Source organism: Brachybacterium sp. YJGR34 (genome assembly GCF_003347015.1).
In the GTDB taxonomy this organism is placed as follows: domain Bacteria; phylum Actinomycetota; class Actinomycetes; order Actinomycetales; family Dermabacteraceae; genus Brachybacterium.
Genome location: NZ_PNFB01000002.1, coordinates 376954 through 402775, shown reverse-complemented (window position 1 = coordinate 402775; position 25822 = coordinate 376954). Strand labels below are relative to the sequence as shown.

Below are 25822 nucleotides of genomic sequence, written 5' to 3'. Positions count from 1 at the left end.
CGGGGCAGTATCACACCCGCGGACGGTCCGCGGGGAGACCGTGCCGCGGCCGTCACTCGACGGTGACGGACTTGGCGAGGTTGCGGGGCTGGTCCACGTCCAGGCCCTTCGCCGTGGCGAGCTCGCAGGCGAAGATCTGCAGCGGGATCACGGTCAGCAGCGCCGCGAACAGGGTGCGGGTGGCGGGCACCCGCAGCACCTCGTCGGCGTAGGGCAGCACCGCGTCGTCGCCCTCCTCGGCGATCACCAGGGTGCGGGCGCCGCGGGCGCGCACCTCCTGGATGTTGGAGACCACCTTGGAGTGCAGCGAGTGGCGGCCGTTCGGGGAGGGGACGATGACGAACACCGGCTGGCCCTCCTCGATCAGCGCGATCGGGCCGTGCTTGAGCTCGCCGGCGGCGAAGCCCTCGGCGTGGATGTAGGCGAGCTCCTTGAGCTTCAGGGCGCCCTCCATCGCGGTGGGGTAGCCGACGTGGCGCCCCAGGAAGAGCACGCTCGTGGCGTCCTTCATCTGATCGGCGAGCGTCTCGATCTGCCCGGCGCCGTCGAGGACCTGCTGGATCTGCTCCGGCAGCTTCTCGAGGTCCTCCATGAGGGCGGCGATCTCATCGGGGTAGAGGTTGCCGCGCACCTGCGCGAGGAACAGGCCCAGCAGGTAGCAGGCGGCGATCTGGCCCAGGTACGCCTTCGTCGAGGCGACCGCGATCTCGGGGCCGACGTGCAGGTACAGCGCGGCGTCGGCCTCGCGGGGGATGGTCGAGCCGCGGGTGTTGCAGATCGCGATGACCTTCGCGCCCTGCTCGCGGGCGTGGCGCACGGCCATCAGGGTGTCCATCGTCTCGCCGGACTGCGAGATGGCCACGACCAGGGTCTTCTCGGTGACGACCGGGTCGCGGTAGCGGAACTCGTGGGCGAGCTCGACCTCGGTGGGGATGCGGCACCAGTGCTCGATCGCGTACTTCGCGACCTCGCCGGCGTTCGCGGCGGTGCCGCAGGCGACCACGACGATCTTGTCGACGCTGCGCAGCACGGAGGGGTCGATGTCCATCTCGTCCAGCTGCAGCGCCCCGTCGACGAGGCGGCCCAGCAGGGTGTCCGCGACGGCGCTGGGCTGCTCGTGGATCTCCTTGGCCATGAAGGACGGGTAGCCGCCCTTCTGCGCCGCCGCGGCGTCCCACTCGATGGTGTAGCGCTTGGCGTCGGTGACCTCGTTGCCGGCGAAGTCGATGATCGAGACGGCATCGGCGGTGACGGTGACGACCTGGTCCTGGCCGATCTCGAGCGCTTCCTTGGTGGAGTCCACGAAGGCGGCGACATCGGAGCCGAGGAAGTTCTCGCCCTCGCCCAGGCCCACCACCAGCGGGGAGTTGCGGCGGGCGGCGACCACGGTGTCCGGGGCGTCGCGGTGCACGGCCAGCAGGGTGAAGGCCCCCTCGAGGGAGGCGGCGGCGCGGCGCATCGCCTCGGTGAGGTCCCCGGCCTGCTCCATCTCGCGGGCCACCAGGTGGGCGGCGGCCTCGGAGTCGGTCTCGGAGGTGAAGGCGAAGCCCTGACCCTCGAGCTCGGCGCGCAGGGCGGCGAAGTTCTCGATGATGCCGTTGTGCACGAGGGCCAGCTCGCCTTCACGGCCGCCGTGGTGCGGGTGGGCGTTGAGGTCGGTGGGCGCGCCGTGGGTGGCCCAGCGGGTGTGCGCGATGGAGACGCGGCCGCTGGTCCCGGCATCGCCCTCGAGCGCCTCACGGAGGTTGGCGAGCTTGCCGGCGCGCTTGGTCACGCGCACGGCGTCGTCGTCGATCACGGCGACGCCCGCGGAGTCGTAACCGCGGTACTCGAGGCGGGCGAGGCCCTGGAGGGCGACGTCCACGGGACGGGTTGAGGGGGCAGAGGCTCGGGGGCCTGCGTATCCGACGATTCCACACATGCGCCTCACGGTAGCGATCCGCGGCGCCTCTCCGCGGCGCCGCCGCAGCTGACGACGAGGTCTTCCTCACCTCGGCAGGGGTCGGTGCACGGCGCTGGCCGAACGCGCACACGGCTGATCACGTTCGCGCACGGGGTGCTCACGGCGGCGGGTTGCACGACCGGTGCCCGTTTGCTGGAAGAATCGCCGCATGAAGGCCGCGTCGACGTCGAGCACCGTCACCCCGTTCGAGGAGATCGCCCGGGAGGACTGGGCGCGTCTGTCGAGCCAGACCCCCCTCCCGCTGTCGGAGGAGGACGTCACCCGGCTGCGCGGGCTCGGCGACCGGCTGGACCTGAGGGAGGTCGATGCCGTCTACCGGCCCATCTCCCGCCTGCTGAACATCCAGGTCGCCGCCGCCCAGTCGCTGCGCCGCGCCCGCGAGGAGTTCCTGGACCACCGCCAGCACCGCACGCCGTACGTGATCGGTGTGGCCGGCTCGGTGGCGGTCGGGAAGTCGACCACGGCGCGCCTGCTGCGCGAGCTGATGGCGCGCTGGCCGGAGACCCCGCGCGTGCAGCTGGTGACCACCGACGGCTTCCTGCTGCCCAACGCGGAGCTCGAGCGACGCGGGATCATGCATCGCAAGGGGTTCCCCGAGAGCTACGACCGGCGGGGCCTGCTGCGCTTCGTCGCCGACGTCAAGGCCGGTCAGAGCCGGGTCGAGGCCCCCGTGTACTCGCACCTGACCTACGACATCCTCGAGGACGAGAAGGCTGTCGTGGAGCACCCCGATGTGCTCATCGTCGAAGGTCTGAACGTGCTGCAGCCCGCGCGTCCCCGCCGCGACGGGCGCCTGGGGATGGCCGTCTCCGACTTCTTCGACTTCTCCGTCTACGTGGATGCACGGGCGGAGGACGTCCAGCGCTGGTACGTGGAGCGGTTCCTGACCCTGCGCCGCACGGCGTTCTCCGACCCCCGCTCCTACTTCACCCGCTATGCGGATCTCACGGACGCCGAGGCGGAGGAGACCGCGCTGCGGATCTGGCGGACCATCAACGGCCCGAACCTCGCCGAGAACGTCCTGCCCACCCGCGGCCGCGCGGACCTCGTGCTGCGCAAGGACGGCCAGCACCGGGTCCACTCGGTGCTGCTGCGCAAGATCTGAGCGGCGGCGCGGGCCGGCGCACGGGGCCGCGGCGGCGGTGCGCCGGGACGCGGCGGAGGCGCGCCGCGGACGCGGCGCGGGCCGGGGCGGCAGTGCGGGCACCGCAGCACCGCCGACTGCGGCGGCACCGCCCGCCGGGGCGGCGCCGCGTCCGGTCAGAGGCCGACGCGGGCGCTGACGACGGAGGCCAGCCGCTCGGCGACCTCCGTGGCCACCTCGTCCGTCGGCGCCTCGACCATGACGCGGACGACGGGCTCGGTGCCGGAGGGGCGCAGCAGCACTCGGCCGGTCTCCCCCAGCTGCTGCTCGGCCGCGGCCACGGCGTCGAGCACCTCGTGGTCGATGGTCGCGCGGGCCTTGTCGACGTTCTTCACGTTGATCAGGGCCTGCGGGAGCCGGGTCATGACGTCGGCCAGCTCGCGGGCGGTGCGGCCGGTCTCGGCCATGCGCTGGAGCAGGTGGAGGGCGGTGAGCTCGCCATCGCCGGTCGTCGCGTGCTCGGCGATGATGACGTGACCGGACTGCTCGCCGCCGATGGAGTAGCCGCCGAGGTTCATCTCCTCGAGCACGTAGCGGTCCCCGACCCCGGTCTGCCCCAGCACGATGCCGTGCTCGCGCATGGCGAGCTTGAGGCCGAGGTTGCTCATGACGGTCACCACGAGGGTGTCGTCGTGCAGCTTCCCCCGCTCCTTGAGGGCGAGCGCCAGGATGCCCATGATCTGGTCCCCGTCGATGACCTCGCCGTCCGCGTCGACCGCCAGGCAGCGGTCGGCATCGCCGTCGAAGGCCACGCCGACGTCGGCGCCGTGGACGCGCACGGCCTCCTGCAGCGGACCGAGGTGCGTGGAGCCCACCCCGTCGTTGATGAGGCCGTCGTCGCTGCGGTCGCCGATCACGTGCACGGTGGCGCCGGCGCGGCGCAGGGCCAGCGGGCCGGTCTCGCAGGCGGCGCCGTTGGCGCAGTCGGCCACGACGGTGAGCCCGTCGAGCGGGCGGTCCAGGGTGGACACGAGATGCTCGACGTACGTCTCGACGGCGCCCTCGTAGGGGGTGATGGTGCCGACGGAGGTGCCCTGGGGACGGTCCCATTCCTCGCCGAGCCGGGCCTCGATGGCGTCCTCGACCTCGTCGGGCAGCTTCGTGCCGCCGCGGGCGAAGAACTTGATGCCGTTGTCGGGAGCGGGGTTGTGGGAGGCGGAGATCATCACGCCGAGGTCAGCGCTGGTGGACTGGACCAGGTGGGCCAGGCCCGGGGTGGGCAGCACCCCGGCATCGAGGACGTCGACGCCGGCGGAGGCGAGGCCCGCACACACCGCCGCGGAGAGGAAGTCCCCCGAGGGCCGGGGGTCCCGGGCGACGATCGCGCGCGGCTTGGTGCCGCCGAAGGCGCCGAGCGTGCCGAGCACGTGGGCGGCGCCCACGGACAGCTCGACCGCGAGCTCGGCGGTGATGTCGCCGTTGGCGCGTCCGCGCACTCCATCGGTTCCGAACAGTCGTGCCACAGGGTTCTCCTCACGAGGATCGGTGATCGCCGACCCCCGCCGGGCACCGGAGCGCGGGCGCGCCGCGGGGTCCCGGTCCGGAGGTCCGCTGTGAGACTACCCGGTGAGCGGTGCGACCTCGTCACTCCGCTCGCCTCAGCACGCCCGGGGCGATTACGTTGGAGGGATGCCCGATCCGCTCCTCCTGCCCCGCCTGCTGCCCTCGGCGATCAGCCACCACGTGGGCGATCGCACCTCGGGCCGCGGGCTCGCCGCAGCCCGTGCCGGCCGTGTCACCGATCTCACCTGGGACCAGGATTCCTCGACGGTCTCGGCGACCGTCGAGGACGACGACGGCACCCGGCAGCACCCGCAGGTGGTGCTCGCCGAGTACGAGGAGGACGCGGTCTCGCGCCGCTTCCAGTCCCCCGGGCCCGGGGGACTGTGGCGGCCGCGCAGCTCCCGGTGCAGCTGCAGCGCCGGGGAGTCCTGCCTGCACGCCGCCGCCAGCCTGTATCACCTCAACGACCTGGGGTCCCGGGCGGTGCGGGAGAACCCGCCGGCGGAGTGGCGCAGCGTGCTGCGCCCCCTGCTGAGCGCGACGACGACCACGGGGGCCGATGCCGCGCCCCGGCCGCTCGCGCTGCGCTTCGACCTCGAGGCCGCCGCCTCCTCCGCCTCCGGTGCGGCGCGCCACCGCCGCGAGACGGCCACCCCCGCGCACGTGGAGGCGGGGGCCGAGCTGTGGCTGGGCATGCGGCCCCTCACCCGCGGCCGCAAGGGCGCCTGGATCAAGGGGGACCTGTCCTGGCGCACCTTCGAGTACCGCCTGGCGGGGCGCGAGTACGACGCGGCCCAGGGCGAGGCACTGACGAGGATCTTCGCCGCGGCCTCGGTGGAGCGCTCCTACTCCAGCGGCGCGATCGACCACCTGTGGCTGAACTCCATCACCTCCCCGCTGCTGTGGCAGACCCTCGAGCACGCCCGCGACGCCGGGGTGGAGTTCCTCGCCGGAGCCGGCATGACCGCGATCGACCTGGTCGGAGGCGGCGAGGCGGGTCTCGACCTGGTGGCCGAGGAGAGCTCCGGGGACCTCGAGGTCCGGCCCCGCGTCAGCATCGGCGGCGAGCCGACCGCGCGCGGACGGCTGCTGGGCGGCGCCGGGGTGCTCGACGTCGAGATCACCGCCGACGGCGCGCTCGGCGCGCGCATCGCCCCCGTCGGCACCTCCGTGCCCCGCAGCCTGCGCACCCTGCTGCACCGCCGGGAGCCGCTCGTAGTGCCGGCGGAGGACCGCCGGGCCTTCCTCGAGGTCGCCTATCCGCCGCTGCGGGCGCTGACGACGATGACCAGCCTCGACGGCAGCGTCGAGCTCCCGGCCGCGCGCCGCGCCACCCTGCACCTCACCGCCGCCTACGCCTCCGGTGACCGGCTCACGCTGCGCTGGTCGTGGCACTACCACGATCCGGACCGCCGCCTGCCGTTGGACCAGCGCCAGGGCGCCCACCGGGATCTCGCCCACGAGGAGGCGGTGATCGCCGAGGTCGTCGCGCGGTGGGAGCTGACGCCGAGCGATTCCGCCGAGCTGCTCTCGGGCACGGACACCGCGCACGTCTCCGAGCACGTGCTCGACGGCCTGGCCCTGATGGATCACGTCGAGGTCGAGGTCACGGGCACCCGCCACGCGTACCGGGAGCTGGACGGGGCGCCGCAGGTCCGGATCTCCCAGCACTCCTCCCCCGGCAAGAACGACTGGTTCGACCTCGGCTTCGACATCACCATCGAGGGCCGCCAGATCCCGTTCCCGAGCCTGTTCGTCGCCCTCGCGCAGGGCCGCTCGAAGCTCCTGCTCCCGGACCGCACCTACTTCTCCCTCGAGAACCCGGCCTTCGACGCGCTGCGGGAGCTGATCCGCGAGGGCGAGGCGCTCTCCGAGTGGGAGCCGGAGCACCAGCAGCTCAGCCGTTTCCAGCTGGACCTCTGGGACGATCTGCAGGAGATCGCGGACGAGGTCGTGGCCAGCGAGTCCTGGGAGTCGAGCGTGGGCGCTCTGCGCTCGCTGGACGAGGTGCCCCTGCCCGCGCTGCCCCGCGGGCTCGCGGCCGATCTGCGGCCCTACCAGCGCGAGGGCTATGCCTGGCTGGCTTTCCTCTTCGCCCACGGCCTGGGCGGGATCCTCGCCGACGACATGGGCCTGGGCAAGACGGTCCAGACCCTCGCCCTGGTCGCGCAGGCCCGCGAGGGCGCGCGGACCGCCGACGAGGACGCCGATCCGTTCCTCGTGGTCGCCCCGGCCTCCGTGCTCCCGGTGTGGCGGCGGGAGGCCGAGCGCTTCACTCCCGACCTGGACGTGCGCGTGCTCGATCGCACCGCCGCCTCGCGCGGCGCCGATCTGGCCTCGGCGACCCGGGGAGCGGATCTGGTGGTGACCAGCTACGCGGTGCTGCGGATCGACGAGGAGGACTTCGCCTCCCGAGCGTTCCAGGGCTTCGTGCTCGACGAGGCGCAGTTCGTGAAGAACCGCCGCTCGCGCACGCACCGCGCCGCCAAGGGGGTGCAGGCCTCCTTCCGGCTCGCGATCACCGGCACCCCGATGGAGAACTCGCTGGACGACCTGTGGGCGATCCTCGATCTCGTCGCGCCGGGACTGCTGGGCACCGCGATCGGCTTCCGCAAGCGCTACACCCTGCCGATCGAGACCGGTGATCATCCCGGGCGCATGGAGCTGCTGCGTCGGCGCGTCCGCCCCTTCCTGCTGCGCCGTACGAAGGAGCTGGTCGCCACCGAGCTGCCGGAGAAGCACGAGGAGGTGCTCTCGGTGACGCTGTCTCCCGAGCACCGTGCGGTCTACGACTCGGTGCTGCAGCGCGAGCGGAAGAAGGTGCTGGGGCTCATCGAGACCGATCTGGACCGGCAGCGGTTCATCGTCTTCCGCTCCCTCACGCTGCTGCGGATGATGGCGCTGGATCCCTCCCTGGTGGATCCCGAGGCCTACGCCGACGTCTCCAGCTCCAAGCTCGAGGCCCTCTTCGACCGTCTCGAGGAGGTGATCGGCGACGGCCACCGGGTGCTGCTGTTCAGCCAGTTCACCTCCTACCTGGACCGGGTGGCGGGCGAGCTCGAGTCCCGAGGCGTGCGCTATGCGCACCTGGACGGCTCGACCCGCGACCGGGACGCGGCGGTCAGCGGGTTCCGCGAGGGCGATGCGCCGGTCTTCCTCATCTCGCTCAAGGCGGGCGGGTTCGGCCTCACCCTCACCGAGGCGGACTACGTGTTCCTGCTGGACCCCTGGTGGAACCCGGCGGCGGAGAACCAGGCCGTGGACCGCGCGCACCGCATCGGCCAGGACCGCACCGTGATGGTCTACCGGATGATCGCCGAGGACACGATCGAGGAGAAGGTGCTGGCCCTGCAGCAGCGCAAGGCGGAGCTGTTCGACGCGCTCACCGACGGCGGCGAGGCCTTCCGCTCCGCGGTCACGGCCGAGGACATCCGCGAGCTGCTGAGCTGAGTCTCCGGCGGGCGGGAGCGGGTCGGGACCCGCGCCGCCTCCGCGCTCGGTGTGCCCGGCACGCGGCGTGCAGGGTGCCCAGCACCCGCAGGCAACTTCACCGTGTTATGACGCCGATTTCCACGGTGAAGTGACCTGCACCGACGCCGGCCCTGGGGATGCGCCCCCGCCGGGGAGCACGCCGCTCAGCGCTCGGCGCTGGCCCAGTCATAGGGCAGGAACTTGCCGTCGATGGTGAGGACCACGCGGTCCCCGCCCGGGTGCTCGCCGCGGCGCAGGTCGATCGAGCAGTTGATCGCGCTCATGATCCCGTCCCCGAACTCCTCGTGGATCAGCGCTTTGAGCGCCGGGCCGTAGACCTGGATCAGCTCCTGGAAGCGGTAGATGGTGGGGTCGGTCATCAGCTCGGGGTCCGCCGTCCGGTAGGGCTGACGGGTGAGCGCCGCGACCAGCGGCGGCTCGAGCTCCAGCAGCTCGCGCAGCACCTCGGCCTCCGCGGCGGGCACCGGGTGCGCGCCGAGCACGGCGGCGGTCAACCAGACGACCGGACGGCGCGTGGCCTCGGCGAGGTCCGCCCAGCCCAGCCCCTTCTCCCGGCGACGCTCGTCGAGGAGCACGCCCGCCTCCTGCTTGTCGATCCTCACGGCCCGCGGTGCCGTCAGGGTCTCGCGGCCGGTGGTCTCCATCGTGGTCATGGCTGTCCTCGTCTCTCGGAGCGTGGTCGGCCGCATGGGCGACGGAGCCGGTGCGTCGTGGATCCGCCCCAGGGGCGCTCCGGGCAGGGTGCACCGAGCACCCGCGGCACCGGCACCGGAGTCCGCGGAGCGCGTCAGGACGTCACGATCCGGTGACGCCCGCGCTCACGGGGCCCGCCATCGACCACCAGCGCCTGTCCGTCGCGCAGCGCCCAGTACTCCTGTCCGCTGGCCCGATACCTCCGGGCCACCTCGGCCAGCAGCTCGGTCTCCGGGTGCCCCGGGGACTCGAGATGCGGCACGACGGGCCGGTCCAGCACGCCCAGTCCGTCCTCGCGCACCTCGCCGTACGCCGCGCGGCAGTCCTCGTGGGGGTCGCAGCGCTCGAGCCCGGCCAGGGACGGCGCCAGGACGCAGGCTCCGGCACTGTATCCGGCATAGACGAACGCGTCCCGCCGCAGCCCTGCGCGGATCAGGTCGTCCAGGCCCGAGCGGGCGAGGGCCATACGGAGGGTGAACACGTTGCCTCCGCGCACCCACAGGAAGTCCGGGCTCCCCAGGCCGGTGGCGATGGTCGTGGGGTCGAAGGCGCGCAGGTCGAGGTCCGTCGCCTCGAGGCCCAGTGCGGCGAGGGCCGCGATCTGGCGGTCGGTGTCCCGTCGGCGGCGGTCCTCGTCGAGTCCGTCCACGGCATTCGCGATGACGCGACCCTTCCGCGCACCGCGCACCAGGGCGCCGAGCAGATCGCCGTGCGCGCCCAGCTGGTAGGAGGAGAGGTAGAGCCGCATGGTGCCGAGGGTGCCACACCGTCGCGGAGGAGGGCCCCGTCGTCCCTCCCGCGTCACTCCTCCCGCCACTGCGGCCGGGCGGCTCCGTAGGTGCCGACGGGCCGCTCGATGGTGAGGCCGTCCAGCAGCAGCGGCGGCGGCACGGCGCGGAGCACGCCACCGCTGAAGGGGACCTCGACGCGCGGGATCAGCAGCTCCTCCGGCTCCGCCGCCGGGGGCGGCGGCAGGGCGAGCAGGGTGCGGGCGGCGCCGAGCAGGCTCGCCCGCACGGTGACGGCCCGGCCCGCGGTGAGCGCCTCGAGGACGTGCGCGGCCAGCAGGTGACCGGTGGAGTGGTCCAGGGCCTGCACGGGCAGCGCCCCGGGCCGCCCGTCGGCGCCGCAGATGGCCGCGATCCCGGAGGCGGCCTGGACGATCGAGTCGAAGCCCGCGCGCCGCCCCCAGGGCCCGTGCTCACCCCAGGCCGAGAGGGCGACGATCACCGCGTGCGGGGCGAGCTCCTCGAGGCCCTCGGTGCCGAGGCCGAGCGCGGCCAGCGCCCCGGGCCGGTAGCCGCCGAGGATGACGTCCGCCTGGGCGGCGAGCGCCCGGACCGCCGACGCGTCCCGGCGCAGGTCCACCTCCGCGGAGCGCTTGCCCATGCCGGTGGAGAGGTGCTGGGCGAGGATCTCGGGACGGTGCGGGGGATCGACGCGCAGCACCTCCGCGCCGAGGCAGGCGAGCAGCTGGGTGGCGGTGGGCCCCGCGATCACCCGGGTCAGGTCCAGCACGCGGATCCCCGTGAGCGGTGCGGCGCCGCCGTGCAGCGGTCCCGGCACCGGGCGCGCGCCCCGGTCCTCGACCACGGACCACGGATCCCCCGCGACGGCGCGGGCGTGGGGACCGGCCTCCCACTGCTCCGCAGTGCGCACCGCCACGGCGATCCCGCCCGCCGCCGAGAGCTCCGCGGCCACCTCCTCCGCCGCGCGGGCGGCGATCGCGCGCTCGAGGCCGGCGCGGTCCTCGATCCCGAGGACGGCGCGAGTGATCTCGGCATGGTGGGGGTAGTTGCCGTGCAGGCGCACCCAGCCGTCGCGGGCGGCGACGACTCCGGACAGCTCCGCCCAGACATCCGGCGCTCGGCCGTCTATGCGCAGCATCTCGTAGGCGGCGAAGGATGCGGCCACCAGCCGCGGGGCCGTGGTGACCTCGACATCGAGGCCGCGGACGGCGGCGAGCTCCGCGGCGGCCGCGCGGACCCGGCCCACGGCCGTCCCGGCGAGCGACTCGACGTCGAGCGGGCACCGCCACCACCGGCGAGGAGCGATCTCCATGCCCGCAGGATAGACCCGCACCCCCGGGACACGACGATGCCCCCGACCCGGAGGTCGAGGGCATCGTGGGTGGGACCTGCGGCAGGGCCGCGGATCCTCAGCGCAGGTCGATCAGCGCTTGGAGTACTGCGGCGCCTTGCGGGCCTTCTTCAGACCCGCCTTCTTGCGCTCGATGATGCGGGCGTCGCGCTTGAGGAAGCCGGCCTTCTTCAGGGTCGGCCGGTTGTTCTCCTCGTCGATCTGGTTCAGCGCGCGGGACACACCGAGGCGCACGGCCCCGGCCTGACCGGACGGGCCGCCGCCGTGCAGGCGGACGATCACGTCGAAGCGGCCCTGGAGGTCGAGGACCGTGAACGGGTCGTTGACCTCCTGCTGGTGCAGCTTGTTCGGGAAGTAGTCCTCGAGCGAGCGGTCGTTGATGGTCCACTGGCCGGAGCCGGGGACCAGGCGGACGCGCGCGACGGCCTGCTTGCGGCGGCCGGTGCCGTAGCCCGGCGCGGTCGCGGACTGGCCGGCGCCGACGGGCGCCTCACCGGTCGACTCGGTGGTGAAGCTCTCGGGGGCGGACTCGTCGGTCACAGCGTCGAGGGACTCGGGGGTGGTCTCAGTCACGGTTCTCCTTGGTTCTTCCGTGCGGCAGGGCGAGTGGCGGGACGCCCCCGCTTACTGCGCCACCTGGTCGATGGTGAAGGGAACGGGCTGCTGAGCGGCATGCGGGTGCTCGGAGCCCGAGTAGATCTTGAGCTTCTTGATCTGCTGATCAGCAAGCTTGTTCTTGGGGAGCATCCCGCGGATCGCCTTCTCCACGGCGCGCTCGGGGTTGTTCTCGAGCAGCTCGGAGTAGGGGACGCCGCGGAGGCCGCCGGGGTAGCCGGAGTGGCGGTAGGCCAGCTTGGTCTCCCGCTTGTTTCCGGTCAGCGCGACCTTGTCAGCGTTGATGATGATCACGAAGTCGCCCGCATCCACATGGGGTGCGAAGACCGGCTTGTGCTTCCCCCGCAGGAGCTGGGCAGCCTGGGAAGCGAGCCGGCCGAGGACGACATCCGTTGCGTCGATGACGTACCAGGAACGCTCGACATCGCCGGGCTTCGGGGTGAACGTACGCACTCGTGCCTTCTTCTCTCGTCATGGTGCCCGGGCGGCAGGACGCCGACCAGGCACGGTTCGATGGACCGTGGGCACGCTTCCTTCGGGTAAAAGCATGGCCCCTGTGGCTGTGCCCGGCCCGCTCCGCTGACGACGCGACGGCGGTCCTGGATGTGTGTGAGATGCCCTGTTCGCGCCGGGCGTGAGAGAACGGCTGCGGGTGAGGGCCCACATCGAGGCACAACGACCGCTCATACTACTGAGCGTGCGGACCGAGCGTCAACGCGAAGAGGGGTCGACGGGAGTGTGATCTCCGGCTCCGTCCGTGATCGCTCAGCCCCTCCTCGCCCGGGCGAGGGCGGCGCGGGCGGCGAGCTCCTCGGCCGGCGGGAAGGCCACATGCTCGAGGGTGAGCCCCTGCGGCGGGCACATCGGGGCCGCGCCCACGCCGTCGCGGGTGGCGGCCTCGCGGGTGCGGGCGGCGAGCACGCGGGCGGGCCACCGCTCATCCCGTCGACCCTCCCCCACCCCGATCATGGCGCCCACCAGCGAGCGCACCATGTGGTGGCAGAAGGCGTCGGCGACGACGGTCGCGACCACCAGGCCCTCGTCGGCGCTGCCGGGCGCCGGCCGCGCCCAGCGCAGCTCCTCGAGGGTGCGGATCGTGGTGGCGCCGTCCCGCGGCCGGCAGAAGGACAGGAAGTCGTGCTCGCCCAGCAGGGCGAGGCTCGCGCGCTGCATCGCCGCGACGTCGAGCGGACGGCGGTGGCGCAGCACGTCGCGGCGCAGGGGGTCGTGCACGGCCGGGGAGTCCGAGATCCGGTAGCGGTACCGGCGTCGCAGCGCGCCGAAGCGGGCGTCGAAGTCCGGCGGGACCTCGCTGGCGACGTGCACCACGATGTCCCGCGGCAGCACCCCGGCCAGCCGGGTGACCAGCGCCTGGGCGGGGCTGCGGTCCGAGCGGCCGGGCAGGGTGGCCAGCGCGCGGTCCGTGAGGTCGAGGTGGCAGACCTGTCCGCGGGCGTGCACCCCGGTGTCGGTGCGTCCCGCCACCGTCACGCGCACCCGCTGCTGGGTGATCCGCTCCAGCGCCTGCTCGAGCTCGCCCTGGACGGTGCGCTGCCCGGGCTGGGCGGCCCAGCCGTGGAAGTCGGTGCCGTCGTAGGCGAGGTCCAGGCGCAGTCGTGTGCTGGATGTCTCGGTGGCCCGGAGAGCGGCCGACGCCACGGGATCCGCGGCGGGCACGGTCCACTCCGCCGGGGTCGCGGAGGCGGCGGGGTCCGGGAGGGCGGCAGGCATGGGCACGAGCGTAGCGGCGCCTCCGCAGAGCGCCCAGCTCCCCTCGGCCACGGCGCCGCACCCCCGGTGGAACCCGCGCTCGTGCCGGTCGCGTCCGGCAGGGCGACCGAGGGCCGCAGTGCGGTCACTCCTCCGCCCCACCGCCCGTCCTCGGTACGCTGGCCGGCGTGAAGATCCTCGTCATCGGCTCCGGAGGCCGCGAGCACGCGATCATCCGTCGCCTCGCCGCCGACCATCCCGCCCCCGAGCTGCACGCCGCGCCCGGCAATCCCGGCATCGCGCAGCTCGCGACCTGCCACGCCGTCCCGGTCACGGACCTCGACGCCCAGGTGCGCCTCGCTCGCGAGCTCGCCGCCGATCTGGTGGTGATCGGTCCCGAGGCTCCGCTCGTGGCCGGGGCCGCGGACCGGCTGCGCGAGGCCGGCCTGACGGTCTTCGGCCCCTCCGCCGCCGCCGCGCACCTGGAGGGCTCCAAGTCCTGGGCGAAGGAGATCATGGCCGCCGCGGGCGTGCCCACCGCCGCCGCCGTGACCGTCACCGGGCGCGAGCAGCTCGAGGCGGGCCTGGACCGGGTCAACCCGCTGGGCGACGAGCCGTTCGTGGTCAAGGCCGACGGCCTCGCGGCCGGCAAGGGCGTGGTGGTCACCTCCGATCGCGCCGAGGCCGTGGCGCACGCCGAGTCCGTCCTGGACGCCGGCGGCTCCGTGGTGCTCGAGGAGTACCTCGACGGCCCCGAGGTGTCGCTGTTCTGCGTGAGCGACGGGACCCGCGTGGTGCCGCTGGCCCCGGCTCAGGACTTCAAGCGCGCGCTGGATCAGGACGAGGGCCCCAACACCGGCGGCATGGGCGCCTACTCCCCTCTGCCCTGGGCGCCGGAGGGACTGACCCGTGAGGTGGTGCGCACGGTCGCACAGCCCACGATCGACGAGCTCTCCCGCCGGGGCATCCCTTTCGTGGGGATCCTGTACTGCGGCCTGGCCCTGACCCGGCGCGGGCTGCGCGTGGTCGAGTTCAACGCCCGCTTCGGCGATCCCGAGACGCAGGTGGTGCTCGAGCGCCTCACCTCCCCCTTCGGCCCGCTGCTGCACGATGCCGCCCGCGGCGAGCTCGCCGAGGGGACGGAGCTGGAGTGGAGCGCGGAGGCCGCCGTCACCGTGGTCCTCGCCTCGCACGGGTACCCGGGCACGGTCCGCACCGGGGACGAGATCACCGGGATCGACGCCGCCGAGCAGCTCGGCACCCACGTCATCCACGCCGGCACCGCCCTCGAGGACGGGAGCCTCGTCAGCGCCGGGGGTCGGGTGCTGTCGATCGTCGGCACCGGGGAGGACCTCGAGTCCGCCCGCGCGCTCGCCCTCGCCGGCACCGAGGCGATCGCCCTCCCGGGCAGCCACCACCGCACCGACATCGCCCGCCGGGCCGCCGCCGAGGAGCGGGCCGGCCAGGAGGAGCGCTCATGACCACGACCACCGCCCCGCTCGTCGACGCCCCGCAGCTGCCGGGCTGGGACCATGCCGTCACCGGCAAGGTGCGCGAGCTCTACGTGCCCGCCGGGGTCTCCCCCGCGGAGGCCACCGAGGTGCTCATGGTCGCCACCGACCGCATCAGCGCCTACGACCACATCCTGACCCCCGGCATCCCGGACAAGGGGCGGCTGCTGACCGCCATCAGCCTGTTCTGGTTCGAGCAGCTGGAGGACCTCGTCCCCCACCACGTGCTCTCCTCCCAGGACGTCCCCGAGCAGGTGGCCGGCCGCGCCCTGCGCTGCCGGGGCCTGGACATGGTGGCGCTGGAGTGCGTGGCCCGCGGGCATCTCACCGGCTCGGGACTGGCGGACTACCGTGCCGGCGGCGCCGTCGGCGGGCACGTGCTGCCGGCCGGCCTGGTCGAGGCCTCCCGCCTGGACCCGGCGCTGTTCACCCCTTCGACCAAGGCCGAGGCCGGGGACCACGACGAGAACATCACCGTGGCCCAGGCCCGGGAGCTGCTGGGCGCTGAGCTCGCCGAGGAACTGGAGTCCCTGACCCTGGCCGTCTTCGAGCGGGCCCGGCAGATCGCCGACGAGCGGGGACTGATCCTCGCGGACACCAAGCTCGAGTTCGGCCGCTCCCGCGTGGACGGCGCCCTGCTGCTCGGCGACGAGGTGCTCACGCCGGACTCGAGCCGTTTCTGGTTCGCCGACGCCTACCAGGAGGGTCGCACCCCGCCCAGCCTGGACAAGCAGCCCGTGCGCGACTGGCTGATCTCACCGGCCTCGGGCTGGTCCAAGGGCTCCGACCAGCCCCCGCCCGTCCTGCCGGCCGAGGTGGTCGAGCAGACCCGCGCCCGGTACGTCGACGCCTACGAGCGTCTGACCGGCGAGAGGTTCTGAGCGGCGCTCGGTCCGGCGCGGCCGGCGCTCACAGCACCGCCAGCACCGCAGTCGTGACCGCGGCGCAGACCGCCACCACGACCGCGTCGGCCCGGCTGAGCCCCACGGGTCGGTAGACGGTGCGCGGTCCGTCGCGCAGGCCCCGTGTCTCGAGGGCGAGCGCGATCCGCTCCGCGGAGCGGATCGCGTCCACCAGCAGCGAGAAGGCACAGGTCAGCAGACGCCGCGGCCCGAGCGTGGGGACGGTGCCGTCAGGACGCAGGGGCAGGCGCACCCGGTGGGCGCGCTGGAGCGTGCGCCAGCGACCCGGGAGCTCGTCGAGCAGACGCCGTCCCGCGAGCAGTGCGATCGCGTAGCGGGCGGGGAGGCGGGCCTGCTGCTGGAGGCTGATCATCGTGCTCCGCGGATCGGTCGCCCGCGCCACGGCGAGCGCGCCCAGGCCGATGACCAGCGCCCGCAGTGCGAGGGCCGCGCCCATCACCACACCCTCCTCGGTGACGCGCACCGGCAGCTCGGGCCACAGCTCCCGTCCCGGCCGGCTCAGCGCGTTCACGCAGAACACCCCCGCGGCGAAGATCGTGAAGGGCAGCTGGGCCCGCACCAGGGCCAGCGGGCCGATCCGCGTCGTGGCCATGACCGCGAGGGCCAGGGCGAGGTAGAGCCCGAGCAGCGGCGCGGGCCGGGCGAGGAAGAGGCACACCACGCTCAGCGCGGTGAGCACGCCCAGCAGCACGGCGGGGTTCGCGCGTGCGAGCCAGCGCCGCGGGCCGACGCCGGTGCGGGAGGCGGCGTCCGACGGGGCCTCGATCGGTGCGGCCGACGCGGCGTGGGGCTGCGCGGCCGAGAGGTCCCGTGCGGCCGACGGTTCCGCCGCGGCCCCTGCCGGCGCGAGCTCACGGGGTCCCGCGGGCTCGCTCACCAGCCCGGCGCGCCGCAGCAGGTCCCGGTCCGCGAGCAGCTCCCCGGGCGGCCGCGGGGGCTGCGCCGTGCCGTCGGTGATCACCACGACGGCATCGGCGGCCGCCACCACGCGCAGGTCATGAGTGGTCAGGGCGACGGCGCGGCCCTCGTCGGCGACTCGTCGCAGCAGGTCGCGCACGGTGCGATGGGCGGCGTGGTCGAGGCCGAAGTCGGGCTCGTCGGCCAGCAGCACCGGGCGCTCGCGCAGGAGCATCGCACCGAGGGCGAGGCGCCGCTTCTGCCCGCCCGAGAGCCGGTACGGACTGGCCTCCGCCCAGTCGCGGAGGTCGAGCTCGTCGAGCATCTGCTCCCGGCGCTCCGGCGCGGCGCCGGTGTCCGCGAGCTCGGAGCGGACGCTCTGGCCCACGAACTGCGCCTCCGGGCGCTGGAAGACCAGTCCCGCGGCGGCGCCCTCGACGGTGCCGGTGAGCGGGGCGTCGAGCCGGGCCAGGCCGCCCAGCAGCGTGGACTTCCCGGCGCCGTTGCGCCCCACGATCGCCAGCACCTGCCCGGCGACCAGGTCGAGATCCACCCCGCTCAGGACGGTCCGCTCGCCGTGGCCGAGCGCGAGGCCCCGGGCGCGCAGCAGCACCTCGGCGCCGCTCCCGGGCGCAGGGTCCGTGTCCGTCCCGGCCCGGTCCGCATCCGCGCCCTGCCCTCCCGCCTCGCGCGCGAGGCGCGCCTCGACGTCCCGCGGGAGCCAGCAGCCCGCCGCGGCGAGCTCCTGCCCATGCCGCTGGAGCACCTCCGCGGTGGGTCCGTCGGCGAGGACGCGGCCGGAGCGGTCCAGGGCGAGGGTGCGCGGCGGGAGGCCGTCGATGCCCCGCTCCCCCGCCCACTCGTCGAGGCGATGCTCGACGAGCACCGAGGCCACCCCGGGCCGGGCGACGGCCTGACCGATGCTGGCACGCACGGCGGCGACCCCGTCGGCGTCCAGCATCGAGGTGGGCTCGTCCAGCAGGAGCAGCGAGGGGCCGGCGACCGTGGCGGCGGCGAGGGCGACGCGCTGCAGCTGCCCGCCGGAGAGGGAGTGGGCCTCCCGCTCGCGGAGCGGTCCGGCATCGGCGGCGGCCAGCGCCGCCTCGATGCGCTCGCCGATCCGCGACGGCGCGACGCCGCGGTTCTCGAGCGGCAGCGCGATCTCGTCCTCGACACCGGGCAGGCACACGCCGCTGACCGGGTCCTGTCCCAGGTAGCCGATGTGGTCGGCCAGCGCGAGGACGCCGCCGCGGACCGGGTCCCCGCCCGCCACCCGCAGCGTGCCGCGGACGGTGGCGCGCAGGTGGGAGGGCACGGCCCCGGCGAGGGCGAGCAGGAGGGTCGACTTCCCGGCGCCCGAGGGGCCCAGCAGCAGGATCTCCTCCCCCGCCCGCACCGTGCCGGTCCAGGGGCCGACGCCGTCGCCCGAGGGCAGCACGATCTCGAGGTCCTCGGCCTCGACGAGGATCGGGGCTTCGACGAGGAGCGCGGGCTCGGCCGCGACGGATCCCGCCGGGGCGGCCCCGACCTCCGGTCTCCCGGGACGGGGCGCGGTCTCAGCGGACACGGCGCACCGGGGCGGCGTCGGCGCCGCGGTCCCCCGCGTCACCGGGACGACGGTCCGCGCCGAGCGCGAAGTTGTCGAGCACGCCGGTGCGGGCCAGGGCGTCGACCAGCACCTTGGCGAGCAGCCCGCCCAGCACGATCCCGGAGAGGACCTGCACGCCCAGGCGCAGCAGCAGGATGTCCTGCCCGAACCAGCCGAAGCGCAGGGCGCTCCAGAAGAACACCAGTCCCGCCCCGAGCGCCCCGGAGAGCAGGAAGGTGCCCCAGGTGAAGCGGCGGTAGCGGGTCAGGGCGAAGGGCAGCTCGGAGCCGACGCCCTGGAGCAGGGCGGAGATCAGCAGCAGCGGGCCCACGGGGCTGCCCAGGAACACGACCTCGACGATCGCGGCGAGGATCTCCGCGATGACGCCGCTGCCGGGGCGGCGGGTGATCGCGACGGCGACCGGGGCGACCAGCAGCCAGGAGCCGGCCAGGACGTGCTGGGCGAGGTCCCCGGCCGGTCCCATCGCGATCGCCAGCGCGTTCCAGGCCTGCACGAACACCCAGTAGAGGAAGCCGAAGACGACGCCGAGGACGACGATCAGGACGATGTCGCGCAGCGCGAGGGGCTGCCGGTCGGCGGCGCTCATCGTGCCCCGCCCTCCGCGGCCGGCTCCCGCACCGGGTGCGAGGGGCTGTTCAACGAGATCGTGAGGTGGCTGGTGACGTGCTGGACGCTGCGTCCCACCATCGTCCAGCCGGCCACGGCGGTGGCGAGCACGTCGCCGAGGTCGCCCTCGAGACGGGTCGCGAAGTGCTCGGAGCCGCGGAAGGTGCCGAGGGTGCGGGCGTGGTCGATCGCGGCGTAGATGTCGCGCATGTGGTCGGGCTCGGTGCCCTCGGCGGTGCCCTGGTCCGCGAGCGGGTACAGCGACCACTCGGCAGCGGCGTAGCGCCCGGTGCGACGCGGGGCGGGGAGCTCGACCCGGCGGGGCCCCGCACCGCCGGGCAGCTCGCACACCACCTCGCCGGGGCAGCCGCGGGACAGCAGGATGCCGAGCGTCGCGTGATGCTCGGTGCGGGCCAGCGCCTCACCGAGGTCGGTGAGGACGCCCAGCAGGGCCTCCTCGTCCCCGCCCAGATAGGTGGAGACGTCCCCGGTCTCGCGGACCAGGCCCCGCAGGTCGAGGCGGGCGAGCGCGTCGACGAGGAGCCGGGCGTAGTCGTCGGCCATCACCGAGGCGGTGACGCGGGCGCCGACGCCGAAGCCGAGCGGGGTCGCAGTGGGGTCCGCCGACGGCGCGGAGCCGGCGGGGACGGTGACGGTGGGGGCGGTGGGGTCTGGGACCACGGGTCCGTGCCTTTCGCGAGGTGGCACGGATGCACGACGGCCCTCGCCGTGCAGAGCTCCCTGCGCCGGCATGATCCGGGTCAGGTTCGACGGTCGGAGTTCGAGTACTCCCTCTCAGCCCGGCTCACCGGACTCCCGTGCACGCGGCCACCCTAGTCCCTCGGCGCCGCCGGGAGGGTGCGAGGTCCGCGCCCCGGTCCACCCCGCCCTCCGGGCCGATCTCCTGCCGTCTCGTCCCTCCCCAGCACGTCGATCAACTCCGCCCTCCGGGCCGATCTCCTGCCGTCTCGTCCCTCCCCAGCACGTCGATCAACTCCGCCCTCCGGGCCGATCTCCTGCCGTCTCGTCCCTCCCCAGCACGTCGATCAGCTCCGCCCTCCGGGCCGATCTCCTGCCGTCTCGTCCCTCCCCAGCACGTCGATCAGCCGGGGTCCTCGACGAGGGGGACGAAGCGGTAGGCGCCGTGGACGCTCTGACGCACGTCCTCGCCCTCCCTGACGATCCGCAGCATCTGCTCGCGGACAGGGATCACCAGGACGCCGGGGTCGGCGAGCTGCTCGAGCAGCTCCTGCGGCAGCTGCTCGGCCCCGGCGGAGACCAGGATGCGGTCGAAGGGGGCGTCCTCCGGGGCGCCGAGCACGCCGGGACGGGCCCGGCGGATCTCCGCGACCCCGGCGGGGTCGTGAGCCGCCAGGGCCGCACGGGCGGGTCCGAGAAGCTGCTCCTGGCGCTCGAGGCCGATCACGCTCCCGTCGGGACCCACCAGCTGGGCGAGCAGGGCGGTGGTCCAGCCCGAGCCGGCGCCCAGGTCCAGCACCCGGTGCCCGGGGCGGACCTCGAGCAGGGAGAGCATGTCCGCGACGGTGGAGGGCTGCGAATTGGTCTGTCCCGCGCCGATCGGCAGCGGGGCGTCGATCTCCGCCCGCCCGCGCTGCGCGGCCGGGAGGAAGGGCTCGCGCGGGACGGCGCGGAAGGCGGCCCGGAGCGGATCGGGAAGCACTGTCATCGCGACCTCCTCAGCCCTCGGGGACCTCGACGTATCCGCCGGCCGGCCAGTCCCGCACCTCGGTGCCCTCGGGGGCGAGCTGCGTGGACTGGCGGAGGTAGATCGGTCGTCCCACCGAGCTCGCGACCGCGTCGTGCACGGGCAGGGCCAGGCGCGGGCGGACCGCGCGCAGGAAGTCGATCGTCTCGGCCATCTTCGACCACGGTGCGACGACGGCGAAGGCGAGGGCGTCGATGCCGTGGAACTCCGGGACGGGCTCGAGGGAATCTCCGGTCACGCCGAGCCGGGGCCCGTCCCCGCCCCGCACCACCAGTCCGCAGTTCCCCACCCGGGGGATGTCGGGATGGATGATCGCGTGGTGCCCTCCGACGGCGGCGATCCGCAGCGGCCCCGCGTCACCGACCGGTGCCAGCTCGTGCACCTCCCCGGCCCCCAGCGGCAGCAGGCGCTCCGGTCCGATCGCGGGCAGGTCCCCGGCCGGCTCGGCCAGCAGTGCGGCGGTCTGCGGCTCGGCGAGCACCGTCGCGTCGGGAGCCGCGGCGAGCACCTCGCCGAGCAGGCCCCGGTCGACGTGGTCGGGATGCTGATGGGTGAGGGCGACGACGTCGATCCCGGCGAGCACCTCGGGGCCCAGCTCCCGCACGGCCTCGCCGCTGAACCCGCCGGGATCGATCAGCAGTCGCCGGCCGACGGTCTCGACGAGCAGGCAGGAGTGGACGAGGTGGCGGATCTTCATCGGGTCCTCCCGGGGTCGCGGTCCGGTGCTCCCTGCGAATCTATCGCCGAGGACCCGCTCCTGCCCAGGGCGGGATCCACCGATCGATGGAGGAGGGCGGGGCCGCCCGGTGGTGCCGGTGAACGCGGACCGTGCCGAGACTGACATCATGACCAGCTCCGCACCGGTGTCGTCCGCTCCCGCGGTCCGGGAGCCGCCGACCCGTCCGCAGGACGCCCCCGGGGCCGGAGCCGGCAGCACTAGAGTCGAGGCCATGGCGGATCACGATGCCGGTGATCACGCGGTACTCCATCCGGTGGGGTCCGCGTGATGGCTGCTGACGTGCGCACCATGATCGTCGGCGGGAACCTCGAGGGCACCGACGGGGAGCCGCGGACCTGGGCGACCAACTGGCCGCTGCATCTGCTGGTGATCGGCAACGCGGTGCTGAGCGCCGTGGTCTCCCCCGGGGCGGCCACCGCGCTCCTGGCCGCGGTCTGGATCGCCGCCTATCTCGCGGCGCACCGGGTGCGGGTGATCCGCTCCGTCCCCGTCCCCGGCTCCGGGACCGTGTCGGTGGTCGTGCTCAGCGCCATCGCGCTCGCACTGCTGGCCGCCTCCGGGCAGGGCCTGAACATGTTCGCCGCCTATCTGCTGGTCTGGGTGCTGCTGCCCACCTTCCGGGCAGGGCTGATCGCTACCCTGCTGCTCTCCACCGGCATGGCGACGGTGCTGCTCCTGGGGGCCGACGGTCCGGACCTCGCGGAGATCGGCATCATCCTCGCCGCCGCGGCGGCGAGCACGCTGTTCTCGATCCTCCTGGCCGCGTGGTTCTGGCGCACCGAGCTGATCTCCCACGAGCGCCAGGAGCTGGCCCGGCAGCTCGCGAGCACCGTGCGCGCCCTCGAGTCCACCCGGGAGGAGCTGGCGCGCATCGAGCATCGCCGCGGGGCCGAGGAGGAGGCCGCCCGGCTCGCGGCGGAGATCCACGACACCCTGGCCCAGTCCTTCACCACGATCACGATGCTCGCCCAGGCGGCGCGCACCTCGGACGCATCGGCGCAGCAGCTGGTCCGGATCGAGGAGGTCTCCCGCGACGGGCTCGCGCAGGCCAGAGGACTCATCTCCCGCTCCCAGCAGCTCCCGGACCTCGCCGGGAGCATCACACGACTCGCCGCCGACCTCACCGAGCGCACCGGGATCCGCACCCGGGTCGAGGCGGGCGGATGGTCCCCGGCGCCGACCCGCACCGAGGTGGTGCTGCTGCGCACTGCGCAGGAGGCGCTGCGCAACATCGAGGGCCACGCCGAGGCCGCCACGGTGGGCATCCGACTGGGCCGCGGTCCGGGCACGGCACTGCTCGAGGTGGCCGACGACGGCGTCGGCTTCTCCCCCGAGCTCCCCACCGCCGGCTTCGGGTTGACGGGCATGCGCGCCCGACTCGTGGCCGAGGGCGGCGCCCTCGAGGTCGACACTGCGCGCGGACGAGGCACCACGCTGCGCGCCGAGCTGCCCGTCGGCCCCGACCCCGCCGCCGCGCCCGGCAGCACCCGCGCCGCCGACGAGGAGAGCTCCCGTGCCCGCTGAACCGCTCCGGGTCGTCCTCGCCGACGACCATCCGATCTTCCGCTCCGGCCTGCGGGCCGTGGTCGAGGGCGCCGGGCACCGAGTCCTCGCCGAGGCCGCCTCGGGGGATGAGGTCGTGCTCGCCGTCGAGCGCCTGGTCCGCGGCGGCGAGCGTCCCGACGTGGTGCTGATGGACCTGCGGATGCCGGGGACCGACGGGGTGGACGCCACCCGCGCGATCGCCGCGAGGGCCGATCCGGTCCCCGTGCTGGTGCTGACCACCTACGACACCGACTCCGCGATCCTCCGCGCGATCGAGGCCGGGGCCACCGGCTACCTGCTCAAGGACACCCCCGCCCCACAGCTGCTCCAGGCGATGACCAGCGCGGCCTCCGGACGCACCACCCTGGCGCCGGTCGCCGCGGCGGCGCTCGCGAGCTCGATGCGCTCGCCCCGCCCGGAGGCGCTCACCCCCCGCGAGCTCGAGGTGCTGCGTCTGGTGGGCTCGGGACTCACGAATGCTCAGATCGGCACCCGGCTCGCGATCGCGGAATCGACCGTCAAGTCGCATCTGCTGCGCGTCTTCGCGAAGCTCGAGGTCGAGGACCGCACCCGCGCGGTCACCCTCGCGCTCGAGCGCGGGCTGCTCTGACCCGGCGCCACGGCCCCTGAGGGGTGACCACCCCGGTGCTAGCCTCGAGACCATGAGCGGGACTCCCCCACGACCTCGGCGCCGTGCCGGTGGCGCGCGGCGGCCGGGGACCGCGCCGCTCCTGCTCGCAGCCGGTTCCGCCCTGACGCTGAGCGCCTGCGGGATCGTGGCGGGTCCGACGCCCACCGAGCCGCCGGCCCCGAGTCCGCACACCGTGTCCTCCGAGGCCCTGGCGCGCGCGGCCGAGGCCTGCGGCACGGCCGAGACCGAGCCGCCCGGCGACGTCTCCTTCGAGGCCGAGGTCGCGCGGGCGCCGGACGCGATGCCGTCCGGGATGGCCCTGCCGCTGGAGGTCAACGTGCAGCTGGGCTCGGAGCACGGAGAGCACTCGGCGGAACTGCGAGGGGTGCGCGGCGTCGTCGTGGATCCGGACGGGATGGTGGCCGGTCTGGTGACCGCCGTGAGCGTGCTGACCGAGGATCGAGCCCGCGCCGAGGAGCAGTCCGGCACCGTCGAGCTCACCCTCGGCGCCTGCCCGGGTCCGGGGACCGAGCTGGGCGAGCCGCTGCCCGACGGGGAATATGACCTGATCGCGAACGGGACGGTCGGCCCCGTCGGCCACGCCCACGCCGAGCAGGAGTACTGGATCGCTCCCGCCGTCGAGCTCTCCGTCGCCGACGGCGCCATCGCGGCCTGAGGCATGGTCCCGGGCCGCGCGCAGGCCGGTTCGTCGTGCCCCGCGGAGAAGGGGTCGAGCCCACTGCACCGCGCCCCGGAACGGAAGTGCTCCGGTTTCCTGCCATCGGGTCTGGGGGACAGCCCCGGTGCGCATCTCCGCGGTCCGGCGTAGCGTCGAGGTCATGACTCGCTTCTTCGATGCCCTGCGCTCCCTCGGCTTCCGGCGCGGCCCCCGCCGCCTGTCCGGAGGCATCGCCGGCGGTCTCGCCGAGAGATTCGGCGTGGACGTCTGGCTGGTCCGGATCCTCGTCCTCGCCTCCTTCCTGCTGCCGGTGCTGGGCATCGGCGTCTACCTGGTGGTCTGGATCCTCACCCCGTGGCAGGACGGCAGCATCCCGCTGGAGCGGGCACTGGCGAAGGTGTCCGGCGGGGCCTGACCCCGGGGCGAGGCGGATCCCACGCTGGGCGGAATGCCGCGGCCGGGGCGGGTCTCGGTACCATGTCGAGGTCGGGCGTGATCCGTCGGCGCCACCGTGCGCCGGTCCCGTCCCGGCCCCGCAGCACCCCACCCGCCAGGCCGTCCCCAGGAGAGCACCCATGCCACGTGTCGTGGTCCACGTCATGCCCAAGCCGGAGATCCTCGATCCGCAGGGGAAGGCCGTCGCCGCCGCCCTGCCCCGCCTGGGCTTCGAGGGCATCTCCTCGGTGCGTCAGGGCAAGCGGTTCGAGCTCGAGGTCGAGGGCGAGGTCACCGAGGAGGTGCTCGCCTCCCTGCGCGAGGCCGCGGCCACGCTGCTGTCCAACCCGGTGATCGAGGACGTCGTCGCGATCGAGGTCGACGACGCGGAGGACCGGGCCTGATGCGCATCGGAGTGGTGACCTTCCCGGGCACGCTGGACGACCGCGACGCCCAGCGCGCCGTGCGCCTGGCCGGCGGCGAGGCCGTCGCGCTCTGGCACCGCGAGGACGATCTGCGCGACGTCGAGGCGATCGTGCTGCCCGGCGGCTTCTCCTACGGCGACTACCTGCGCGCCGGCGCCATCTCCCGCTTCTCCCCGGTGATGGAGCGCGTGGTCGACGCCGCGAAGGGCGGCATGCCGGTGCTCGGCATCTGCAACGGCTTCCAGATCCTCTGCGAGACCCACCTGCTGCCCGGCGCGATGATCAAGAACGCGCACCGCTCGTTCCTGTGCCGCGACCAGCCGCTGGTGGTCGAGAACAACCGCACCGCCTGGACCGGCGGGTACGAGGCGGGGCAGGTCATCCGGATCCCGCTGAAGAACCAGGACGGCCAGTACGTGGCCGACGAGCGCACCCTGGCCGAGCTCGAGGCGGAGGGGCGCGTGGCCTTCCGCTACACCGCCGGCGCCACCCACGGCCCCGCCGGTTTCGAGGCCAACCCCAACGGCTCGCGCCACGACATCGCCGGCATCACCAACGCCGAGGGCAACGTGGTGGGCCTCATGCCGCACCCCGAGCACGCGGTCGAGGCCGGTTTCGGCGCGGACCGGCCCGGTGAGGCCACCCGCACCGGCGTCGACGGCCTGGGCATGTTCACCTCGGTGCTGCGCAGCCTGGTCGCCTGACCACACCGCGCGCACGCCGCGACGCCCCGTCCCTCTGCGCGAGGGGCGGGGCGTCGTCTTCTCCGGGTGATGGCGATCAGTGTCGTCATACGTCCACGCCGGGCGTGTATCGGGCTGCCTGGCCGTATTCCGACGGTGATCGCCACGCCGCCGGGGAATCGGACCCGGGGCG

The 25822-nt window shown here is 74.1% G+C and carries 23 protein-coding genes and 1 riboswitch; of the genes, 10 read left to right on the top strand and 13 right to left on the bottom strand.

Going from position 1 to position 25822, the window contains the following annotated elements; all coding sequences use genetic code 11:
* Nucleotides 1-52: 52 nt before the first annotated feature.
* Nucleotides 53-1921 (bottom strand): glutamine--fructose-6-phosphate transaminase (isomerizing), encoded by a 1869-nt coding sequence (glmS, locus tag CXH06_RS03785; protein ID WP_114853798.1) that lies wholly within the window; start codon nucleotides 1919-1921, stop codon nucleotides 53-55.
* 190 nt (nucleotides 1922-2111) lie between these two features.
* Here glmS and coaA point away from each other — a divergent pair, with 190 nt between their 5' ends.
* The gene (coaA, locus tag CXH06_RS03780; protein WP_114853797.1) at nucleotides 2112-3068 is read left to right on the top strand and encodes a type I pantothenate kinase; all 957 of its coding nucleotides are present in this window, start codon (nucleotides 2112-2114) and stop codon (nucleotides 3066-3068) included.
* A gap of 155 nt (nucleotides 3069-3223) precedes the next feature.
* On the opposite strand, the gene glmM is transcribed toward coaA, so the two are convergent.
* On the bottom strand, nucleotides 3224-4570 hold the full coding sequence (glmM, locus tag CXH06_RS03775) for a phosphoglucosamine mutase (RefSeq protein WP_114853796.1): 1347 nt from the start codon (nucleotides 4568-4570) through the stop codon (nucleotides 3224-3226).
* A gap of 166 nt (nucleotides 4571-4736) precedes the next feature.
* Here glmM and CXH06_RS03770 point away from each other — a divergent pair, with 166 nt between their 5' ends.
* Nucleotides 4737-8060: a DEAD/DEAH box helicase gene (locus tag CXH06_RS03770; protein WP_114853795.1), complete on the top strand. Its 3324-nt coding sequence runs from the start codon at nucleotides 4737-4739 to the stop codon at nucleotides 8058-8060.
* A gap of 185 nt (nucleotides 8061-8245) precedes the next feature.
* Here CXH06_RS03770 and cynS read toward each other — a convergent pair whose 3' ends face one another.
* The 6 genes from cynS to truA form a co-directional block, all read right to left on the bottom strand.
* On the bottom strand, nucleotides 8246-8755 hold the full coding sequence (cynS, locus tag CXH06_RS03765) for a cyanase (protein WP_232820180.1): 510 nt from the start codon (nucleotides 8753-8755) through the stop codon (nucleotides 8246-8248).
* A 134-nt stretch (nucleotides 8756-8889) separates the two neighbouring features.
* Nucleotides 8890-9543, bottom strand: coding sequence for a Type 1 glutamine amidotransferase-like domain-containing protein (locus CXH06_RS03760; RefSeq protein WP_114853794.1), 654 nt, complete (start codon nucleotides 9541-9543; stop codon nucleotides 8890-8892).
* A gap of 53 nt (nucleotides 9544-9596) precedes the next feature.
* Nucleotides 9597-10856, bottom strand: a complete 1260-nt coding sequence (locus CXH06_RS03755; RefSeq protein ID WP_114853793.1) for a CoA transferase — start codon at nucleotides 10854-10856, stop codon at nucleotides 9597-9599.
* Nucleotides 10857-10967: 111 nt separating this feature from the next.
* On the bottom strand, nucleotides 10968-11468 hold the full coding sequence (gene rpsI, locus CXH06_RS03750; protein ID WP_114853792.1) for a 30S ribosomal protein S9: 501 nt from the start codon (nucleotides 11466-11468) through the stop codon (nucleotides 10968-10970).
* Nucleotides 11469-11519: 51 nt separating this feature from the next.
* Complete coding sequence (gene rplM / locus CXH06_RS03745; RefSeq protein WP_114853791.1) at nucleotides 11520-11963, bottom strand: 50S ribosomal protein L13; 444 nt, start codon at nucleotides 11961-11963, stop codon at nucleotides 11520-11522.
* 312 nt (nucleotides 11964-12275) lie between these two features.
* Nucleotides 12276-13241: a tRNA pseudouridine(38-40) synthase TruA gene (gene truA, locus CXH06_RS03740; RefSeq protein ID WP_114853790.1), complete on the bottom strand. Its 966-nt coding sequence runs from the start codon at nucleotides 13239-13241 to the stop codon at nucleotides 12276-12278.
* A gap of 167 nt (nucleotides 13242-13408) precedes the next feature.
* Here truA and purD point away from each other — a divergent pair, with 167 nt between their 5' ends.
* Both purD and CXH06_RS03730 read left to right on the top strand, forming a co-directional pair.
* Entirely contained in the window at nucleotides 13409-14701 is a 1293-nt protein-coding gene (purD, locus tag CXH06_RS03735; RefSeq protein WP_114853789.1) for a phosphoribosylamine--glycine ligase, read from the top strand.
* Entirely contained in the window at nucleotides 14698-15612 is a 915-nt protein-coding gene (locus tag CXH06_RS03730) for a phosphoribosylaminoimidazolesuccinocarboxamide synthase (protein ID WP_114853788.1), read from the top strand. Before purD ends, CXH06_RS03730 begins: the two co-directional genes overlap by 4 nt.
* A 28-nt stretch (nucleotides 15613-15640) precedes the next feature.
* Here the strand turns inward: CXH06_RS03730 and CXH06_RS03725 are convergent, their stop codons facing one another.
* The 5 genes from CXH06_RS03725 to CXH06_RS03705 all read right to left on the bottom strand — a co-directional run bounded on the left by CXH06_RS03725 (nucleotide 15641) and on the right by CXH06_RS03705 (nucleotide 21189).
* Complete coding sequence (locus tag CXH06_RS03725) at nucleotides 15641-18118, bottom strand: ATP-binding cassette domain-containing protein (RefSeq protein WP_114853841.1); 2478 nt, start codon at nucleotides 18116-18118, stop codon at nucleotides 15641-15643.
* Complete coding sequence (locus tag CXH06_RS03720; protein ID WP_114853787.1) at nucleotides 18108-18746, bottom strand: ECF transporter S component; 639 nt, start codon at nucleotides 18744-18746, stop codon at nucleotides 18108-18110. The genes CXH06_RS03725 and CXH06_RS03720 overlap by 11 nt, the downstream gene beginning before the upstream one ends.
* Entirely contained in the window at nucleotides 18743-19447 is a 705-nt protein-coding gene (locus CXH06_RS03715; RefSeq protein ID WP_232820179.1) for a Ykof family thiamine-binding protein, read from the bottom strand. Before CXH06_RS03715 ends, CXH06_RS03720 begins: the two co-directional genes overlap by 4 nt.
* Nucleotides 19448-19487: 40 nt before the next feature.
* Nucleotides 19488-19596, bottom strand: a riboswitch (TPP riboswitch).
* 272 nt (nucleotides 19597-19868) lie between these two features.
* Nucleotides 19869-20453 (bottom strand): protein-L-isoaspartate O-methyltransferase, encoded by a 585-nt coding sequence (locus CXH06_RS03710; RefSeq protein ID WP_157975580.1) that lies wholly within the window; start codon nucleotides 20451-20453, stop codon nucleotides 19869-19871.
* A gap of 10 nt (nucleotides 20454-20463) precedes the next feature.
* Nucleotides 20464-21189: an MBL fold metallo-hydrolase gene (locus tag CXH06_RS03705; protein WP_114853786.1), complete on the bottom strand. Its 726-nt coding sequence runs from the start codon at nucleotides 21187-21189 to the stop codon at nucleotides 20464-20466.
* A gap of 309 nt (nucleotides 21190-21498) precedes the next feature.
* Here CXH06_RS03705 and CXH06_RS03700 point away from each other — a divergent pair, with 309 nt between their 5' ends.
* The 6 genes from CXH06_RS03700 to purQ all read left to right on the top strand — a co-directional run bounded on the left by CXH06_RS03700 (nucleotide 21499) and on the right by purQ (nucleotide 25650).
* The gene (locus CXH06_RS03700) at nucleotides 21499-22755 is read left to right on the top strand and encodes a sensor histidine kinase (RefSeq protein WP_114853785.1); all 1257 of its coding nucleotides are present in this window, start codon (nucleotides 21499-21501) and stop codon (nucleotides 22753-22755) included.
* Nucleotides 22745-23386 carry a response regulator transcription factor gene (locus CXH06_RS03695; protein ID WP_114853784.1) on the top strand — a complete coding sequence of 214 codons (642 nt, stop codon included), beginning with the start codon at nucleotides 22745-22747 and terminating at the stop codon, nucleotides 23384-23386. Before CXH06_RS03700 ends, CXH06_RS03695 begins: the two co-directional genes overlap by 11 nt.
* A gap of 52 nt (nucleotides 23387-23438) precedes the next feature.
* Entirely contained in the window at nucleotides 23439-24083 is a 645-nt protein-coding gene (locus tag CXH06_RS03690) for a hypothetical protein (RefSeq protein WP_157975579.1), read from the top strand.
* A gap of 163 nt (nucleotides 24084-24246) precedes the next feature.
* Nucleotides 24247-24501, top strand: a complete 255-nt coding sequence (locus CXH06_RS03685) for a PspC domain-containing protein (RefSeq protein ID WP_114853838.1) — start codon at nucleotides 24247-24249, stop codon at nucleotides 24499-24501.
* Nucleotides 24502-24661: 160 nt separating this feature from the next.
* Nucleotides 24662-24925 (top strand): phosphoribosylformylglycinamidine synthase subunit PurS, encoded by a 264-nt coding sequence (purS, locus tag CXH06_RS03680; protein ID WP_114853782.1) that lies wholly within the window; start codon nucleotides 24662-24664, stop codon nucleotides 24923-24925.
* Nucleotides 24925-25650, top strand: a complete 726-nt coding sequence (gene purQ, locus CXH06_RS03675; RefSeq protein WP_114853781.1) for a phosphoribosylformylglycinamidine synthase subunit PurQ — start codon at nucleotides 24925-24927, stop codon at nucleotides 25648-25650. Before purS ends, purQ begins: the two co-directional genes overlap by 1 nt.
* Nucleotides 25651-25822: the final 172 nt, after the last annotated feature.

Excerpts from the sequence above, each read along its gene's own strand:
- coaA (WP_114853797.1), top strand. The coding sequence starts at position 2,112 with ATGAAGGCCGCGTCGACGTCGAGCACCGTCACCCCGTTCGAGGAGATC.
- purQ (WP_114853781.1), top strand. The coding sequence starts at position 24,925 with ATGCGCATCGGAGTGGTGACCTTCCCGGGCACGCTGGACGACCGCGAC.
- purS (WP_114853782.1), top strand. The coding sequence starts at position 24,662 with ATGCCACGTGTCGTGGTCCACGTCATGCCCAAGCCGGAGATCCTCGAT.
- CXH06_RS03690 (WP_157975579.1), top strand. The coding sequence starts at position 23,439 with ATGAGCGGGACTCCCCCACGACCTCGGCGCCGTGCCGGTGGCGCGCGG.
- CXH06_RS03705 (WP_114853786.1), bottom strand. The coding sequence starts at position 21,189 with ATGAAGATCCGCCACCTCGTCCACTCCTGCCTGCTCGTCGAGACCGTC.
- glmS (WP_114853798.1), bottom strand. The coding sequence starts at position 1,921 with ATGTGTGGAATCGTCGGATACGCAGGCCCCCGAGCCTCTGCCCCCTCA.
- CXH06_RS03720 (WP_114853787.1), bottom strand. The coding sequence starts at position 18,746 with ATGAGCGCCGCCGACCGGCAGCCCCTCGCGCTGCGCGACATCGTCCTG.
- CXH06_RS03770 (WP_114853795.1), top strand. The coding sequence starts at position 4,737 with ATGCCCGATCCGCTCCTCCTGCCCCGCCTGCTGCCCTCGGCGATCAGC.
- CXH06_RS03710 (WP_157975580.1), bottom strand. The coding sequence starts at position 20,453 with ATGACAGTGCTTCCCGATCCGCTCCGGGCCGCCTTCCGCGCCGTCCCG.
- CXH06_RS03730 (WP_114853788.1), top strand. The coding sequence starts at position 14,698 with ATGACCACGACCACCGCCCCGCTCGTCGACGCCCCGCAGCTGCCGGGC.
- truA (WP_114853790.1), bottom strand. The coding sequence starts at position 13,241 with ATGCCTGCCGCCCTCCCGGACCCCGCCGCCTCCGCGACCCCGGCGGAG.
- CXH06_RS03700 (WP_114853785.1), top strand. The coding sequence starts at position 21,499 with ATGGCTGCTGACGTGCGCACCATGATCGTCGGCGGGAACCTCGAGGGC.
- cynS (WP_232820180.1), bottom strand. The coding sequence starts at position 8,755 with ATGACCACGATGGAGACCACCGGCCGCGAGACCCTGACGGCACCGCGG.
- CXH06_RS03755 (WP_114853793.1), bottom strand. The coding sequence starts at position 10,856 with ATGGAGATCGCTCCTCGCCGGTGGTGGCGGTGCCCGCTCGACGTCGAG.
- CXH06_RS03760 (WP_114853794.1), bottom strand. The coding sequence starts at position 9,543 with ATGCGGCTCTACCTCTCCTCCTACCAGCTGGGCGCGCACGGCGATCTG.
- CXH06_RS03685 (WP_114853838.1), top strand. The coding sequence starts at position 24,247 with ATGACTCGCTTCTTCGATGCCCTGCGCTCCCTCGGCTTCCGGCGCGGC.